Below are 15,241 nucleotides of genomic sequence, written 5' to 3' on the forward strand. Positions count from 1 at the left end.
AATCGACGATAAATATTTTAAATCCAAAAAATATAAAAATTTTTATTGCCGCCCTTTACTGTATAAAAAATCAGTATATACTGAGTATAACAACAGTGGTTTTATATACAGGTATCACTATGCTTTCTCATTTAAGTATCAATAACTTCGCTATCGTTAAATCTCTACAACTTGACCTTTCTAGTGGCATGACAAGTATTACTGGTGAAACAGGTGCCGGTAAGTCGATTGCTATTGATGCACTTGGCCTTTGCCTCGGTGCGCGCGCTGAAGCAAGCATGGTGCGTCCAAATGAAGAAAAGGCTGATATTTGCGCTTCTTTCTCACTTGAAAACAACCAAGGTGCGCGCCGTTGGCTTGAAGATAATGACTTGATTGATGCAAGCGCTGAAGGTGCGTTTAAAGAATGTATCGTGCGACGCGTGATCACTAAAGAAGGTCGCTCACGTGCATATATCAACGCTAGCCCTGTTCCACTGAGCCAATTAAAATCTTTGGGTCAACACTTGATTAATATCCACGGTCAGCATGCGCACCATCAATTGATGCGTAGTGAATCCCAACTGGCAATGCTTGATCAATACGCTGGGCACCAAAATCTTGTCTCACAAACCAAAGCCCGTTATTCCACTTGGCGCCAAGCGAAAAATGAGCTCAAAAAACTCAAAGACAACAGCCAAGAAAACCTAGCCCAAAAGCAGTTGCTTGAGTATCAAATCAAGGAGCTAGACGAGTTAGCCTTACGTGAAGATGAATTTAGCGAGCTTGAGCAAGAACATAAACGCCTTTCAAGTAGCGGTGAGATCATGGCAGCATGTCAGCAAGCCAGCGAAACCTTATATGAAGGCATAGATGTGAATGCGCTTAGTTTGTTGCAATCGGCAAGCCACGCCTTAACCGAACTTGCAGAGCTTGATCCTAAGTTAAAAGAGCTGCCGAATATGCTTAGTGAAGCTATGATCCAAATTGAAGAGATCAATAGTGAGCTTTCTGGCTATATGAGCGATCTTGAAATTGATCCTGAGATGATAGCTCAAGTTGAAATGCGTTATAGTCAAATTATGAATACAGCGCGTAAACACCATGTGATGGCGGAAAACCTTTATCAGCACCACCAAGATTTACGTGAGCAAATTGATTTATTAGATTGCTCGGATGAGCGTATCGAACAATTTGAACAAGAAGTTGAAGTCAAATATCAAGACTTTATTAGTAAAGCAGAAAAGCTGACCCAAAGCCGTATTCGCTATGCCAAGGAGCTGAATAAACTCATCAGCCAAAGCATGCATGAATTAAGCATGGAGAAAGCACTGTTTTGCATTGAAGTGAGCAGTGATGCGAAATTTGCAACCCCGCTTGGCGTGGATCAAATTTGCTTTTTGGTTTCAACCAACCCAGGTCAACCGATGCAACCTTTAGCCAAAGTGGCATCAGGTGGTGAGTTATCACGTATTTCATTAGCCATTCAGGTGATCACGGCGCAAAAAGTTCAGACACCAAGTTTGATTTTCGATGAAGTCGATGTGGGGATCAGTGGCCCAACAGCAAGTGTTGTGGGTAAAATGCTGCGCAGTCTAGGCGCATCAACCCAAGTCTTATGTGTGACCCACTTGCCGCAAGTTGCCGCTTGTGGTCACCAGCAGCTTTTTGTTGCCAAGCAAACATCAAAAGGCCAAACCCAAACTCAGATGTATAAGCTTGATGACAATGCACGCGTTCAAGAATTAGCACGCCTGCTTGGCGGTAGTGAGATCACAGATTTTACCTTAGCCAATGCAAAAGAACTCTTAACCGGTGCGACAGGTCAAGCGATTGCTGCTTAATAGAGATAAACTGAACTTTTTTTAGACTTTGTCATCAAATTTCAGGCAAAGCGCCAATATGAAACTTATTGGCGCAATAAATCAAGTTATGATAGTCTTGCACAACTCTATGATTTAGAAATATCTTGCAAATGCGGGTTTCTAAATATTCCAAATTTTTGCAAGCTAGTTAACCCAACTATGTTTGACCAACACTAAGATTGATGATTATGGATTTGAAAAAGTGGATCTTAGCCATCCCTTTCGCTTTAAGCATGTTAACAGGCTGCTCAATAGCTGAAAAAATGGTTTATCGTATTGATGTCGACCAAGGTAACTATGTTGAACAAGGGCAAGTAAATCAACTACGTTATGGCATGACCAAAGAACAAGTACGTTATGTGATGGGCTCACCTATGCTGGTTGAAAATGGCTTCCCTGATACTTGGTACTACATTTACAACAGTACTAAAGGTCATAAAGATACAGTGCAGAAAAAACTAATCGCCTATTTTGATCCAAACAATGGTCGTTTAGGTAAAATCGAAGGTGACTTTGAGCCAAGCCCTGACTTTATGACACCGTTGATGTAAAGATCTTTGCTTTAAATATTGTTGATATTCATGCCATTACACAAAGACGCTCAGGACATCCATGTGCGCTTTGAAAAGTGCGTCCCTGCACTTTTAAACTTTGTTCCATGGCATCGAATATCAGCAATAAGCTAAACTCCAAGCCTTATTTTGAGTGGCATAAATACAAGTAATTAAAACCTGAGAGACTCTAACTTACTGAGTTTTTAACCCTTCGCAAGCCCAACTATTTTTTCTTCGCTTGCTCAGCTTTTGCCTGCTCTGCCCTTTTACGACGAATCTCTTTTGGATCAGCAAGTAACGGGCGATAAATTTCAATTCTATCTTTATCTTGAACCAAACTATCTAGCTTCACATTACGGCTATAAATCCCAACTTTATTTTCTTTCAAGTCAATTTCAGGATAAGCCTCTAGCACGCCAGATTGCTTGATAATATCTTCAACATTGGTATTTTCACGCACCGCAAGCGAAAAGATTTTTTGCTCTTGCGGCAAAGCATAGACAACTTCCACTTGAAGCATTTTTATATCTTGGTTTTCTGTATCCATTATGTATAAACCTCTTTTGCGCGTTTAGTGAATGAGTTCACCATATTTGAAGTCAGTTCATTAAACACACGGCCAAATGCCATCTCAATCATCTTACTGCTAAATTCAAATTCAAGTGACAACTCAACCTTACATGCTTTCTCATCCAGCGGAGTAAATCGCCATACACCTTGCAAATGCTTAAATGGGCCATCAACTAAAGCCATTTCAATACGTTGATTCTCAACTAAAGTATTTTGTGTCGTGAAGGTTTTTTTAATCCCAGCTTTCGCCACGTCAACCGATGCAAGCATATGATTATCACTTGCTTCATGAAGCTCTGAACCTGAGCAACCAGGCAAGAACTGAGGGTAAGATAAGACATCATTCACCAGATTAAACATTTGTTCTGCGCTAAATGAGACTAAAGCAGATCGCTGAACTTGGGGCATAGGTATTCCTAGTTTACGCATATTCTATTTTGGCGTTTATCTATTCAAAATGGGGCTTAAAGTTAGATTTTGCCGTTACTTAGATATAAATTACTGATATATTACTATGATACCTAATAAAAGGATTCTCTAAAAGGAATCTATCTCTTATAATGGCGCTATTATGGCAAAGAAAAAATCAAAACCAAAAGCCGGTAGCAACACTATCGCATTAAACAAAAAAGCACGTCACGAATACTTCATCGAGAATGATATTGAGGCGGGAATGGAACTCCAAGGCTGGGAAGTAAAAGCACTTCGCCAAGGAAAAGCAAACATTGCAGAAAGCTATGTCTTTTTACGCGATGGGCAAGCTTATATCAGTGGAATGAGCATCACACCACTGCAACAAGCCTCCACTCATATTGTGGCAGATCCCACTCGTGTGCGTCGTTTACTTCTAAAACGTCGTGAAATTGACAACCTATTTGGCAGTGTCAACAAAGATGGTATGACCTTAATTGCGCTTTCTTTGTATTGGTCACGTTCGTGGGCGAAAATTAAGATCGGGATAGCAAAAGGTAAGAAATTACACGATAAGCGTGCGGATCTAAAAACTCAAGATTGGCAGCGTGACAAAGCGCGCGTCATGAAGAGCAACTTACGTTAATTCAATTATTTAAGGGAATATTTACCCTTTAAATGAAACTAAGCATCACAAAGTTTGTCTTATATTTAAGCAAACAGTTGTTTTAAGGCATTGATTTTAAGTTTATGACTAGACAGCCTAAACTTTTATGTTAAGATGCCTATTACTCGGGGCTGATTCAGGATTCGACGGGAATCTGTAAGTCTGAGGAGCATGTCGTGGGGCGGTTGGCCACGTAAAAAGCCGCAAAAAAATAGTCGCAAACGACGAAAACTACGCACTAGCAGCTTAATAACCTGCTGAGAGCCTCTTCGCCCTAGCTTCCGTTTGTAAGACGGGGAATAACGAAGAGTCAAACCCAAACAAACTCGTGCAGCGTCTCCCGCCTGAGAGACAAAGCACTAAAAATAATTCAGGATAGCTATCAGCTGGCGTGTCGGTTCGCAGGCCGGTAGTGAAATTAAAGATCGACTAAGCATGTAGCGCCAATGATGGATGGTTTTCGGACGCGGGTTCAAATCCCGCCAGCTCCACCAATCCAAAGAAAGAAGACGTCCTCGGGCGTCTTTTTTTGTATCTAAACAAACCTGAAATCAATAACTTAGCAGCTTATTGATTCTTTTACCTTCCTATGACTTCTTTGAGCTTTGGGTTCATTCTTAGGTACACTTTAGATATAACATAAATTTAGTGTACCTATTATAGAAAACAGCTCTACTTACTGATTTGCTGCTACACCAACTCAAAGCGGTCAAACAAAATATTCAAACACACCAATAATGGAACACCAATCAAGAGCCCCATGCCACCCCATAAAAATCCCCAGATCACTAGCCAAATAAAAATAATCAGCGGGTTTAAATTAAATCTCTTGCCGAGCATAGTTGGCGTGACAAACTGGCTTTCAATTAAGTTCATAAATAGATAGCTCGACACGACGATTGCGGTAAAACTAATCGAATCAAGCTGCAAGTATGAAACCAGCGCAAAGCAGCACATTGAAATAAATGGACCTAAATAAGGTGCAAAGTTCATGAGGCCGGCAAACGCGCCCCACACAAAGGGATCTTCAAAGCCTAAGAAAAAGAACACTACCCCGACAGTTAAGCCTAGCCCGGCATTGACGAGTGTGATGGTGCCAATATAACGAGATAAATCTTGTTGCACCGTTTTGACGAGTTCCACCGCGCGGCGTTTATTGCCAAAATTGCCCAAATGAGTAATCGTCTGGCGAAATAAATCACGTCCATAGTTCAACATAAAATAAACCATGAACAAGATAATCATCAGCTGAGTGAGGATGCTAGGAGTGGTACTGGCGAAAGATTTCACAAATGAAAATACCGTGGTGTGCCCTAAGCCATCAATATTTTTGGCGATATCTAGCTCTTTTTGCAACTCTTGGGTAGATGATTTGGTTGCCTCGCTCACCTCTTGCGAAACATCTTTCACTACTTTTGGCAACTCTGCCCACCATTCTTGCACAGGCTCAGATAATGCTGACACCCCCAAACCTATCCCCATAACGAGTACAAGCAGCAGCGAAATAACAGACACTTGGCGTGGAATGCGCTTTAATTCTAAAAAGTTCACCAACGGACTGAAAAGTAAAGTGATAAAAGTACTTAGAATAATTGGTAGGAGAACAGGTTTGGCAAAATATAAAGCAGGTACTAGCAGCACCAAACTTGCCAAACCTATCCCTAATGGGCGAGCTCGAATTGGAATTTTAATCATGACGGGTCAACTCATCGATTTGACGCGCAGCAATACTCACCAAAGATAAAGATGGCATGATGCGAGTGAGACGGCGACTACGCGTCACCACAGCTACAGACGCTGCGCCAATAGCCAATGAAACCCAAGGGTGTGTCTTGATAAAGCACGAACCTGTAACGATAACACTCGCGACTGATAATTGTGCATTATCTAACGTCATTTTGCTTTCGAGTCGTTTGTGCCTGATTTGATGATGCAGTGTTTTGAACGATGACATCCCAAGCCTCCTCTAGTTGTTGCTTTGTTTGTGAAAATCCTAAATAACTGATGAGTGTCTGTTGACGCCAAAGCATCAGCCCAATACATATGCCTAAGCTAAGCAAAAAGCTAAACAGTCCAAAGTAAGGATTTCCTAGCCAAAAATAAATACTTAAACCTATACTCACGCACAAGCTAAATACAAACAAAACTGTGATACAAAACAAAAACAAGCCCAAAACAAATAATTGTCTCGATGCTTTGAGATTGACCTTAGCTTCCAGCATCAACAAGCTAAATGTTTGTTGCCCCCAATCTGCGACTGAAGATGCAGCATCTTCAACATGATTAGAAATACGTGACATGGTTTGCGAAACATCTTGAATCTCTTGTTGAATCTTGGCTTGATACGCCTCATCAAAAAGGGCTCGGTCACCCAAGTTTGGGGCCGAGCGCTGAGATTCATCAGTAGAACTGTGTGAATCTTTCATAGACGATCCGATTATTTAACCAGTTTAGAAACTGCCCAACCTGCAAGGAAGGCGCAACCAATACTCAGAAGTGGGCGCTCACGGATGATATTCTCTGCTTGCTTAGTCGCATCTTGCACAGTTTCAGAGCCTGCATCGAGCTTAGCTTGAGTTTGTTTTTTAATTTCACCGACCGCCTCAGTGGTTGCTTGCTCCGCTAAGTGATAGGCATCTTCAAGTTTTTGTTGCTGCGTTTTCATTGCACTTTTTTCGTTTTCGTTGGTCTTCGAATTTTGAGTATTTGCATTGGTGTTAGCCATATTAAATCTCCTTGTGCATTATGGATAAAACAGTTCAGCAAAATTGCTGTTGTTTAGTTGTCATTCTCAGTAATACATAATGCGAGAAGCGTGCCAACTTTTTAACTTATTGATATTTAAGGAAATTAAAATTAATCACCTTTACATGCGTAAGACTGAAATGTAAATATTTCCGCTTGTTACCCTTTGATGCTGTAATTTTTACTTAAAATGAAATAATCAAATTCAGTAAAAAAGCTAAATATCTGATTTAAATAAATAAAACAGCTTGGCATATAAACTGCTTATATAGAATTACGGCGCCATAAAATAGCGTCAACCTAAGAGACAAATAACAAGCAGAATAAAATGTCGATTACAGCGACAACTTGTTAAATAAATACAATCATCGACAAAGGGGTGATATATGAGATGTCAAGATGATCGCGTAGATAAACTAATGGACCAACTCATTTTACATTATGATAAAAGTCTACCGCTCACTCAATACAACACGAATCAATCCATCACACGCGCAGCAAATCGCTTTTTAATGATCGAAAAAGCTATGATAGACAAAATGATTGCGCTTTATTTCCCGCAATCCATAGAGACAGTGCTACAACACAAACGCGCACACTTGAATGCGGTGCATATTGATAACTATCGCATGCTCCACCAAGAAAACTCTGCACTGCTGATGACATTAAAACTTTTTATCCGCGAGACGATTGACCCAAGTTTAAAAAACCTACTTGCGTATTGGGTCGCAGCGCTGCAAATAGAAAATGACGAAATCTTTAATCAGTTGTAAAAAAAAACCATGGCGCAAAGGGGGGACTTTGCAGACCATGGTTGGCAGGAACCTGAACCTAATTTAGTTGTTGTCAGTTATGCTTGAGAGCAAATAAAAACATTCAGTGATTGTGGGTGAATACTTACCTCTAAAGCATCCGCCGTTTTATATACCTCGCCATCCACTGAATATTCCAACTCCCCTTGCGTTTGAATCCGAATATGTTTTGCCTGAGTCGATTGAAATATCTTGGATTTTTGCTGTGCGCCTAAGCTGGTTAAGGTGAGATCCGAAAGTGCAAACAAACGGTTCCCCAGCGATTCTTGTTGATCTAAATACGTGACATGCAATAAACCATCATCCGGCTCAGGAAAGCCATTCCCTTGGGCGAGAATAGTACTAAAAGGCGCAGTATTGGCCACCACATAACTATGCACAGCTAAGGTTTCAGCTGCTTGGTGATCATAACTAACCTCTAGCGTTTGCACATCTTCCGCCACTGCGGCATTAAAAAAGCCAGTTAAATAAGCCATTTGTCCGAGCTTATTCTTATCTTCACGCTTAGCACTTGAGAGCATTTTTTCCTCTAACCCTATGCCGAGCACTAACAACATTAAGTGATCATTACAGCGCGCAGTATCAATTTTCTGATGCTCACCACGTAAAATGACCTCACACGCTTTTTCGACTGGGGAAAACTTAGATTCAATCCCATACAAGACATGCGCCAGTACATTTGCTGTGCCAAAAGGTAAAATCCCAAGTTGTATATTTTGATTCACTAGCTGACTTGCCACCTCAGTCACTGTGCCATCACCACCACAAGCAATAATTTTATCAGCTCCTTGTGCAATCGCTTTCTCGGTTAACACACTGGCGGGGGTAGATTCATCTGTATACAACAAACGCAGCGCATATTTACGAGTTAAGGTTCGAATCACGCTCGACTCATATTGATCCCATAGCTTTTTGCCCGCAACAGGGTTCACAATCAGCCAAGTCGGTTTGCCAATTTGTATCGATTTCTTTTTGCGTAAGGCGTTTAGCATGCGATCTTGATACGGATTTAAACGAGCAGTACTGCGCACACCGTTTATCCTTTGCATGACTTGCTGCGGGGTCAGATCTGGATCTTGGCTGAGCAGATAAGCTGCAACGACAAAGACCGAACGGCCTCGACCAAGCGCACAGTGAATCACGACTTTGCGATCACAGCTAATCTGTGTATGTATCCAATTTAATGCATGTTGCAACTGCTTTAAATTCGGCACCTTATGGTCGAGCACAGGAATATTCAGATAGCTAAAGTGCTTATCTGTCATTGCACTTTCCAGCCCTGCGAACTCAGCAGTCACATCAACAATGCAGCTAATTTGGTTAGATTGGAGAAAATCTAAATCAGATTGAAATAATCGGCGTGATAAATAGATGTGTTCATTGATTTTTTGAATCGGAGGGACGCTATCATTGCGGCGTACCCAAGCATTGTAGCCTTTGATACCTAATAGAAAGGGAATAAATCCCCAGCGAATCCACCATACAATTTTGCCATCCTCATTCTTACGAAATAGTGAAGGAATATCATAAATGTAGGCGATGCTGACCAAAGCTAAGGAAAGAGATATCCATAAAAAGACTAAACTCACTATGACATACGGCGATAATATAGCTAACGTTAAACTCGCAAGCGCCCCAACGACATAATACTTAATAATGAACATATCTCTTTCCTTTTTCTATTTAAGTAAATTTACGACTCATCCCAAAATGCACAGATAAGCTTTTCTACTTATAAAGTTTCTCTTTGGTCTTCATAATCCTGGGCTAACGATTGTTTTTGCTGACCAGACATGACTTTACCTGCTAGTGGAAAGAATTCTTGCTCTTCTTCATCTAAATGGTGTTGCACCTTTTCGCGCAGTGACTTCAACAAGGTCAACCAAGCTGGTGAATCCCAATCTGTGTTATCGATTTTTTCAATAATTTCATCAATTTCGTGGTGCTCTGCAATACCATGACGGCTTAACCCGACGGTTTGGTCACTGTCAATTAATGGCGAATAAAAGTAACGCTCTTCGGCAATCGCATGGTTTTGAAGCTCCTGCTTGAGATCTTGGTAAAACTCACGACGTGCAGGTGTATCCCCTGATGTTCGAAGTAAAGTATCGAGGAGTAAACGTTGCTTTTCATGGCTATCTTTTAATACTTCAAATATGTTTTTCATCTATAAATCCTCTAAATTTTGCATGAAAAAGCGAGGTTGGATGCCCCGCTTTTAACTATCAATTTATTGCGAGTGATGCGTTATCGATTCATTCGTCCTCGGCCAACTAATCCGAGAATAATGGATACAACCAAAGAGGCCAAAAAGACAAAAAAGATAATTTGTGCAACCGAAGTTGCGGCGCCCGCGATACCTGTAAAGCCAAATAAAGCGGCAACCAAAGCAAGTGCTAAAAAGATTAAGATCCAACGTAACATAGTGTTATCCTCCGTGATGGATAATTAGAAATGTGAAACTAAGTCGTATTTCTCTTAGATGTTTATTTCACGATTTCTAATTTATCGACCACATTTTTCACATCGTCGGTTTTATTGGCAATCGACATTGCAAGATCGTGCTCAGTTTGGCTATCAACATGCCCTTCAAGGGTGACGACTTGATTATTGGTGGTCACCTCAATGTCGGTACCACTAACATCTGTGTCCATTAGTAGGCGAGTTTTTACGATTGTTGTGATTTTTGAATCCGTTAATGTAGCCATAGTCTCAGAATCTCCTTCTTGCTCTTGGTTAATTGTCAGTTCATTTTTAACTTCTTTTACGTCGTCAAGATCAGCCACTAACTCTTCTGCGAGTTTTTTCTCTGTGCTGTTATCAACTTGACCCGTTAAAGTCACAACTTGATTTTGTACTTCGGTATCAATATCAAACGAGTTCAAGTTAGTGCTTAGCAGTAAAGTGGTTTCGGCTTTACCATCAATCCATGCATCTTTTGATTCGTTTTCCCATTGATTAGCAGCAAGCGCGCCGAAAGACGAGGTCGCAAGGATTGAAGCTAATAAAATATTTACTCGAAAGTTTTTCATGTTCGTTCTCCTTGATTGTTGTCTCTGTACATACTCAATAAAGCAACCTGCGTGCCAACTTTTTAAGCTATTGATTTTTAATAAATTTAAAATTAAATGTAGGATTACGGCGAGCGAAACAATCTTTTGAATGAATAAATTACATACCCAAATGTAATTTTTATCAGCTTCGATATGTAAAAAAGAAAATGCTTGAATAAAAACTAATCGGCAAAAAAGAATCCTTTCTTTATACCTAATTTCAGCTTTTTTAAGATTGTAAAAAGGCCCAAATGACGTAGCAATAACCATACAAAAATAACAACTACATCATTGAATTTATTAATAAAACACATGAAATAAAATATAGATACTCTCAGGGTGGATTTATCTTGTAAATTGGAAATATTAGACGTACATTGAGTTGTCATAGGAAAGAGGATACTTCGATGTCACTACCAACTTTGTTTCTACGTATACAGGATGTTGCGCTACAGGAGGTTCTTGCTTCATGCGAGGAGCGTCATAAATTCAAGTTGCTCGATGTCGATCCTCAAAGCGATTGGATTTTTCAATTTCAACAGCAAATCCCTGATGTCGCTATTTTAGAAGTTAGCCATTTCACCGATCAGGATTTTCAAAGTCTTGCCAGCATCGATGAGATCTATGATATGGATCTGGTTATCATCAGCTCTGGCACGCCAAATAAAAACCTCGATAAATTAATGAGCTTGGGTGCAATATTCCACTATCGCAAACCTGTCGATGTCTCCGTGCTAGCTGATACCTTGCAAGAAATTAGTCAGTATTACCAAGATAAAAAAGTACAAGGTCAACAAGTCTCGACCAGCAATTTAGACCAATTTGGTTTGCTTGTCGGCTCATCTAAGCCCATGCACCAACTGTATCGAATGATACGCCGCGTTGCGCGTACCGATGCCAATGTTTTAATCGTGGGTGAAAGCGGCTGTGGTAAAGAACTCGCAGCGCAAACCATTCATCTTGCCAGCACACGCAATCAACAACCTTTTATTGCAATTAACTGTGGTGCTATCAGCCCTGAGTTGGTTGACAGTGAACTCTTTGGGCATGAAAAAGGCGCATTTACAGGTGCGAATAAAGCGCATCAAGGGGTTTTTAAACAAGCAGAAGGTGGCACTCTATTTTTAGATGAAATCACCGAAATGCCAATTGAACACCAAGTTAAATTGCTGCGCGTGTTAGAAACTGGGGAATACCGCCCTGTCGGGAGCAATCAAGCTCATCATGCAAATGCTAGGATTATCGCAGCCACTAACCGGGATCCAAAAGTGGCGATTGAAGAGAATTTTTTACGTGAAGATTTATACTTTAGATTGGCACATTTTCCGATATTAATCCCACCGCTACGCGAACGAGGCGGCGATGTTGTCGGCCTTGCCAAACATTTCATCGCTCACCGAAATGCGCATGAGTCGCAATCGAAAACGATTTTAGATTCAGCCATCCAAAAAATTGCGACTTATGAATGGCCGGGAAATGTTCGTGAACTCAAGCACACAATAGAAAGAGCCTTTATTCTTGCAGATGATATCATCAAAGATGAGCATCTTATTTTCGATACACCACCGCTGGAAACAGGCACTTCAATTGAAGAAGCGGTGCCTACGGGAGTCTCTCTTGAAGAAATCGAAAAAGCCGCAATTTTAAATACATTGCAAGAGAATCAAGGCAATAAAACGGAAACAGCCCACAAGCTAGGTATTAGCGTCAAAACCTTATACAACAAGCTTGAAAAATACCAAGCGCAATAAGTTCGTTGCGCACATCTTGTTAAGGGTGTGCGCTCAGTTTTATAAATGCCCTTAAACTTCTTTTATCTCTAAGCTTCACCAAAAGCGCTCGCACCAAATAAATAACAATTTTTTAACTGGATCTCATACAAAAAGACTACTAATATGTGACATTGACCTCACTTTTTATACCCCCTTTTATGAGACCTTATATGAAATTTTCCCCGTATCTCTATGTTTGTTTAGCGCTTTTTACATCCAATGCACTCGCCGATGATGTAAACGAAAAGCTAAACGACCAAGACTCTAAAAATGCTAATGACCCGACTAAAGTGATCACAAAAGTTGGCGTATCTTATGCGAATAATTTTGATTTTATCTTATACCTATCAGTTCAATTAAATCTAAGTTATTCAATTTTTATCTAAGGTCAGCGTACTTTATGCTGGCCTTTTTTATTTTCATTTGCATATATTATGGTAACTTAAAAGCATAATTTGACATCAACAAAGGACGTATGATGACACGCTCATTTTTTTCAATTAAAAATCTAACCACCTTAGCTCTAATTGGTGTATTAAGTGCTTGTGGTCAAGAAGAGAACTCAGCAAGCATAAAAGTAGGCGCAACAGTTGGACCACATGCCCAAGTGGTTGAAGCGGTAGCCAAAGAAGCAGCCAAACAAGGGCTAAATGTCGAAGTCGTTGAATTTTCAGATTACATCACGCCAGATGCAGCTCTGGAAAACGGTGATTTGGACTTAAATAGCTATCAACATCAGCCATTTCTTGATAATTATAATGCCAATAACAATGCAAACTTAGTCTCGATTGGGCAATCAATCTTAATGCGTATGGGGGTGTATTCGAATAAATATAAATCACTCGCAGAGTTGCCAGAAAAGGCGCGTGTTGCCATCCCCAATGATCCAACAAACGGCGGACGTGGATTGTTATTACTTGAAGCTGCAGGTCTTATCAAGCTAACGCCTAATATCGGTTCAAAAGCCACGTTAAGTAATGTTATCGATAATCCAAAAAATATTGAGATTTTAGAAGTCGATGCAGCGCAACTGCCACGTACCCTTGATGATGTTGATGCTGCGGCGATCACAATGAACTATGTCATGTCTGCAGGGCTTGATCCTAAAAAACAAGGGATTTATCTTGAAGCCAAAGATGAGCCACTTGCGGTAATGGTGATCGCGGCGCGTGAAGAAAATCAAGACGACCCAAGATATAAAAAGTTTGTCGAGATTTATCAATCCGAAGCGATTCGTGATTATATCGACGAGAGCTTTAAAGGTACGATTGAAGCGGCTTATTAATTTATATAGCCTTTAGATTGACTGCAATGCCTCTTGATACCTCTTGCAACTTGAATGCGTATCAAGGGGTATTTTTTTGCCTTAAAATCTTTCATCTGGATATCAAAACTGTGCACTTGACTCAAATCATCTTCAAAAAATAGTTAGATTCACTGCGCCCTTTCACAAAGCGCTATATAAGCTAAAAATTCTTGAATACAACAGGCATGATTTACGCATCTTCTAAGCATATCCTGACCAAAGCGGGATACCATGACCAGGAGAGATGCCGATGACTTATTTTAAACTAACTTCAATTTTAGCCTTAAGCTTAACTGCTATTTCTTTTACTGCAGCGGCGCAAGCACCGATTGAAACCTTGTCTGCGCAAGTGATTAATCAAACGACTTCAGCCGAATTACGCGAACAACACCTTGTACAATGGTATCAATATCAAAAGAGCCAAGTGAAATATCAAGTTAGACAAATGAATGAACGCATCCCATTGCATGTTCGTTATGAAATAGCCAACAAGAATTTAGAGCAAAAATATGACTTTTATAAAAGAATCTTAAAACTCGATTCTTAAGCTACAAAGTATATTAAACGATACCCCCGAACTCCCCCATTCCTGATAATAAAAAAGACCTTGAAGCATATCACCACTTCAAGGTCTTTTCGTATCTGTGAAAGAAAGATTTAATCTTTAGCGATCTAAATAATCTTCTAATAAATCATCATCTATCACTTCATCTTCTTGCTTTATATCCGCATCAAAATCTAAACTTTGCAGATAAGCGCTGCGTACAAGTGCGTAAGGATCAGGAGAGTCTGTCAATAAGGCTTCTTGACCAATATATTCATAACGAGAATCTAAGCCTTGTAGCGCCCATTTACCCGCTGATTGCCAGAAATTCAGCACAAAGTACATAGGATTGACGACATCTGCCGTATCACGTACCACAAATGGACCATAACCAGGCGCCATAATATAAGCACCTTCCCCGACGCCATAATGACCAAGCACATCACCAAATTCTCTGTCTCTTGGTTTTTCAATGCCGCCAGCACCCGCAACATCAATAATACCACCTAAACCAAAGATAGTATTAATCCAGAAACGGTTAAAACTATTGCCTGCCTCTTCAAAGTTCCCCATAAAAAGGTTACTCATAAATGTCGCAGGTTCGTCTAAGTTGCCAAGAAAGTTAGCAATGCCCGCGCGGATTGGAGATGGCGTATATTCACCATAAGCATATGACACTGGGCGCAGAAAGTAAGGATCTAAATAATCATAGTTCACCGTCCACATTGCTCGGTTAAAGCCTTCAAAAAAATGCGGATCTGCGCTTTCTTGTACTGCATTGGTTGAACTTGCCGGCGCATCATCTGGCGCACTTGAGCAGCCTGACAGTATCAGTGCACTCGTGAGGATTAAACCTATGCACCATTTGTTTGTTTTCTTTCTTGCGATTTGTCCAATCGAAGATTGCTGAGATTTCATATGGAACTTCCTGTTCGGAGTTAAGCCGTTAATATTATTTATACC

General features: G+C 40.4%; 19 protein-coding genes and 1 other RNA gene. 9 read left to right on the forward strand and 11 right to left on the reverse strand.

Annotation, left to right across the window (positions count from 1 at the left end):
• Positions 1–119 precede the first annotated feature (119 nt).
• Positions 120–1,823 carry a DNA repair protein RecN gene (recN, locus tag AC2VOY_RS03170; protein WP_491832195.1) on the forward strand — a complete coding sequence of 568 codons (1,704 nt, stop codon included), beginning with the start codon at positions 120–122 and terminating at the stop codon, positions 1,821–1,823.
• Between the two features lie 209 nt (positions 1,824–2,032).
• Complete coding sequence (locus AC2VOY_RS03175; protein ID WP_491832196.1) at positions 2,033–2,395, forward strand: outer membrane protein assembly factor BamE; 363 nt, start codon at positions 2,033–2,035, stop codon at positions 2,393–2,395.
• A gap of 226 nt (positions 2,396–2,621) precedes the next feature.
• Here the strand turns inward: AC2VOY_RS03175 and AC2VOY_RS03180 are convergent, their stop codons facing one another.
• Positions 2,622–2,945 carry an RnfH family protein gene (locus tag AC2VOY_RS03180; RefSeq protein ID WP_491832197.1) on the reverse strand — a complete coding sequence of 108 codons (324 nt, stop codon included), beginning with the start codon at positions 2,943–2,945 and terminating at the stop codon, positions 2,622–2,624.
• On the reverse strand, positions 2,945–3,376 hold the full coding sequence (locus tag AC2VOY_RS03185) for an SRPBCC family protein (protein WP_491832198.1): 432 nt from the start codon (positions 3,374–3,376) through the stop codon (positions 2,945–2,947). The genes AC2VOY_RS03180 and AC2VOY_RS03185 overlap by 1 nt, the downstream gene beginning before the upstream one ends.
• A 163-nt stretch (positions 3,377–3,539) precedes the next feature.
• On the opposite strand from AC2VOY_RS03185, the gene smpB reads away from it, so the two are divergent.
• Complete coding sequence (gene smpB / locus AC2VOY_RS03190) at positions 3,540–4,025, forward strand: SsrA-binding protein SmpB (RefSeq protein WP_491832199.1); 486 nt, start codon at positions 3,540–3,542, stop codon at positions 4,023–4,025.
• Between the two features lie 148 nt (positions 4,026–4,173).
• Positions 4,174–4,540, forward strand: a transfer-messenger RNA (tmRNA) gene (ssrA, locus tag AC2VOY_RS03195).
• A 196-nt stretch (positions 4,541–4,736) separates the two neighbouring features.
• Here the strand turns inward: ssrA and AC2VOY_RS03200 are convergent.
• From AC2VOY_RS03200 to AC2VOY_RS03215, 4 genes are read right to left on the reverse strand one after another with little or no spacing between them, the layout of a single operon-like run.
• The gene (locus tag AC2VOY_RS03200; protein ID WP_491832200.1) at positions 4,737–5,741 is read right to left on the reverse strand and encodes an AI-2E family transporter; all 1,005 of its coding nucleotides are present in this window, start codon (positions 5,739–5,741) and stop codon (positions 4,737–4,739) included.
• Positions 5,734–5,943, reverse strand: coding sequence for a hypothetical protein (locus AC2VOY_RS03205; RefSeq protein ID WP_491832201.1), 210 nt, complete (start codon positions 5,941–5,943; stop codon positions 5,734–5,736). The genes AC2VOY_RS03200 and AC2VOY_RS03205 overlap by 8 nt, the downstream gene beginning before the upstream one ends.
• Positions 5,930–6,472 carry a hypothetical protein gene (locus tag AC2VOY_RS03210; protein WP_491832202.1) on the reverse strand — a complete coding sequence of 181 codons (543 nt, stop codon included), beginning with the start codon at positions 6,470–6,472 and terminating at the stop codon, positions 5,930–5,932. Before AC2VOY_RS03210 ends, AC2VOY_RS03205 begins: the two co-directional genes overlap by 14 nt.
• An 11-nt stretch (positions 6,473–6,483) precedes the next feature.
• Positions 6,484–6,771 (reverse strand): hypothetical protein, encoded by a 288-nt coding sequence (locus AC2VOY_RS03215; protein ID WP_491832203.1) that lies wholly within the window; start codon positions 6,769–6,771, stop codon positions 6,484–6,486.
• 406 nt (positions 6,772–7,177) lie between these two features.
• Here AC2VOY_RS03215 and AC2VOY_RS03220 point away from each other — a divergent pair, with 406 nt between their 5' ends.
• Complete coding sequence (locus AC2VOY_RS03220; protein ID WP_491832204.1) at positions 7,178–7,564, forward strand: hypothetical protein; 387 nt, start codon at positions 7,178–7,180, stop codon at positions 7,562–7,564.
• A gap of 77 nt (positions 7,565–7,641) precedes the next feature.
• Here the strand turns inward: AC2VOY_RS03220 and AC2VOY_RS03225 are convergent, their stop codons facing one another.
• From AC2VOY_RS03225 to AC2VOY_RS03240, 4 genes are all read right to left on the reverse strand, one after another.
• On the reverse strand, positions 7,642–9,267 hold the full coding sequence (locus AC2VOY_RS03225; protein ID WP_491832205.1) for a diacylglycerol kinase family protein: 1,626 nt from the start codon (positions 9,265–9,267) through the stop codon (positions 7,642–7,644).
• Between the two features lie 68 nt (positions 9,268–9,335).
• Positions 9,336–9,770 carry a hemerythrin domain-containing protein gene (locus tag AC2VOY_RS03230; RefSeq protein ID WP_491832206.1) on the reverse strand — a complete coding sequence of 145 codons (435 nt, stop codon included), beginning with the start codon at positions 9,768–9,770 and terminating at the stop codon, positions 9,336–9,338.
• 80 nt (positions 9,771–9,850) lie between these two features.
• A complete protein-coding gene (locus tag AC2VOY_RS03235) occupies positions 9,851–10,027 on the reverse strand; it encodes a DUF1328 domain-containing protein (RefSeq protein ID WP_491832207.1) in 177 nt (58 codons plus the stop codon).
• Positions 10,028–10,089: 62 nt separating this feature from the next.
• Entirely contained in the window at positions 10,090–10,635 is a 546-nt protein-coding gene (locus tag AC2VOY_RS03240; RefSeq protein WP_491832208.1) for a BON domain-containing protein, read from the reverse strand.
• 428 nt (positions 10,636–11,063) lie between these two features.
• On the opposite strand from AC2VOY_RS03240, the gene AC2VOY_RS03245 reads away from it, so the two are divergent.
• The 4 genes from AC2VOY_RS03245 (at position 11,064) to AC2VOY_RS03260 (ending at position 14,281) form a co-directional block, all read left to right on the forward strand.
• Positions 11,064–12,407, forward strand: a complete 1,344-nt coding sequence (locus tag AC2VOY_RS03245; protein ID WP_491832209.1) for a sigma-54 interaction domain-containing protein — start codon at positions 11,064–11,066, stop codon at positions 12,405–12,407.
• 191 nt (positions 12,408–12,598) lie between these two features.
• Positions 12,599–12,814 carry a hypothetical protein gene (locus tag AC2VOY_RS03250; RefSeq protein ID WP_491832210.1) on the forward strand — a complete coding sequence of 72 codons (216 nt, stop codon included), beginning with the start codon at positions 12,599–12,601 and terminating at the stop codon, positions 12,812–12,814.
• A gap of 92 nt (positions 12,815–12,906) precedes the next feature.
• A complete protein-coding gene (locus tag AC2VOY_RS03255; RefSeq protein ID WP_491832211.1) occupies positions 12,907–13,713 on the forward strand; it encodes a MetQ/NlpA family ABC transporter substrate-binding protein in 807 nt (268 codons plus the stop codon).
• 271 nt (positions 13,714–13,984) lie between these two features.
• Positions 13,985–14,281 carry a hypothetical protein gene (locus AC2VOY_RS03260; RefSeq protein ID WP_491832212.1) on the forward strand — a complete coding sequence of 99 codons (297 nt, stop codon included), beginning with the start codon at positions 13,985–13,987 and terminating at the stop codon, positions 14,279–14,281.
• 117 nt (positions 14,282–14,398) lie between these two features.
• On the opposite strand, the gene AC2VOY_RS03265 is transcribed toward AC2VOY_RS03260, so the two are convergent.
• Entirely contained in the window at positions 14,399–15,196 is a 798-nt protein-coding gene (locus AC2VOY_RS03265) for an MlaA family lipoprotein (RefSeq protein ID WP_491832213.1), read from the reverse strand.
• Positions 15,197–15,241: the final 45 nt, after the last annotated feature.

Source organism: Vibrio sp. KMM 9700 (assembly GCF_058545285.1).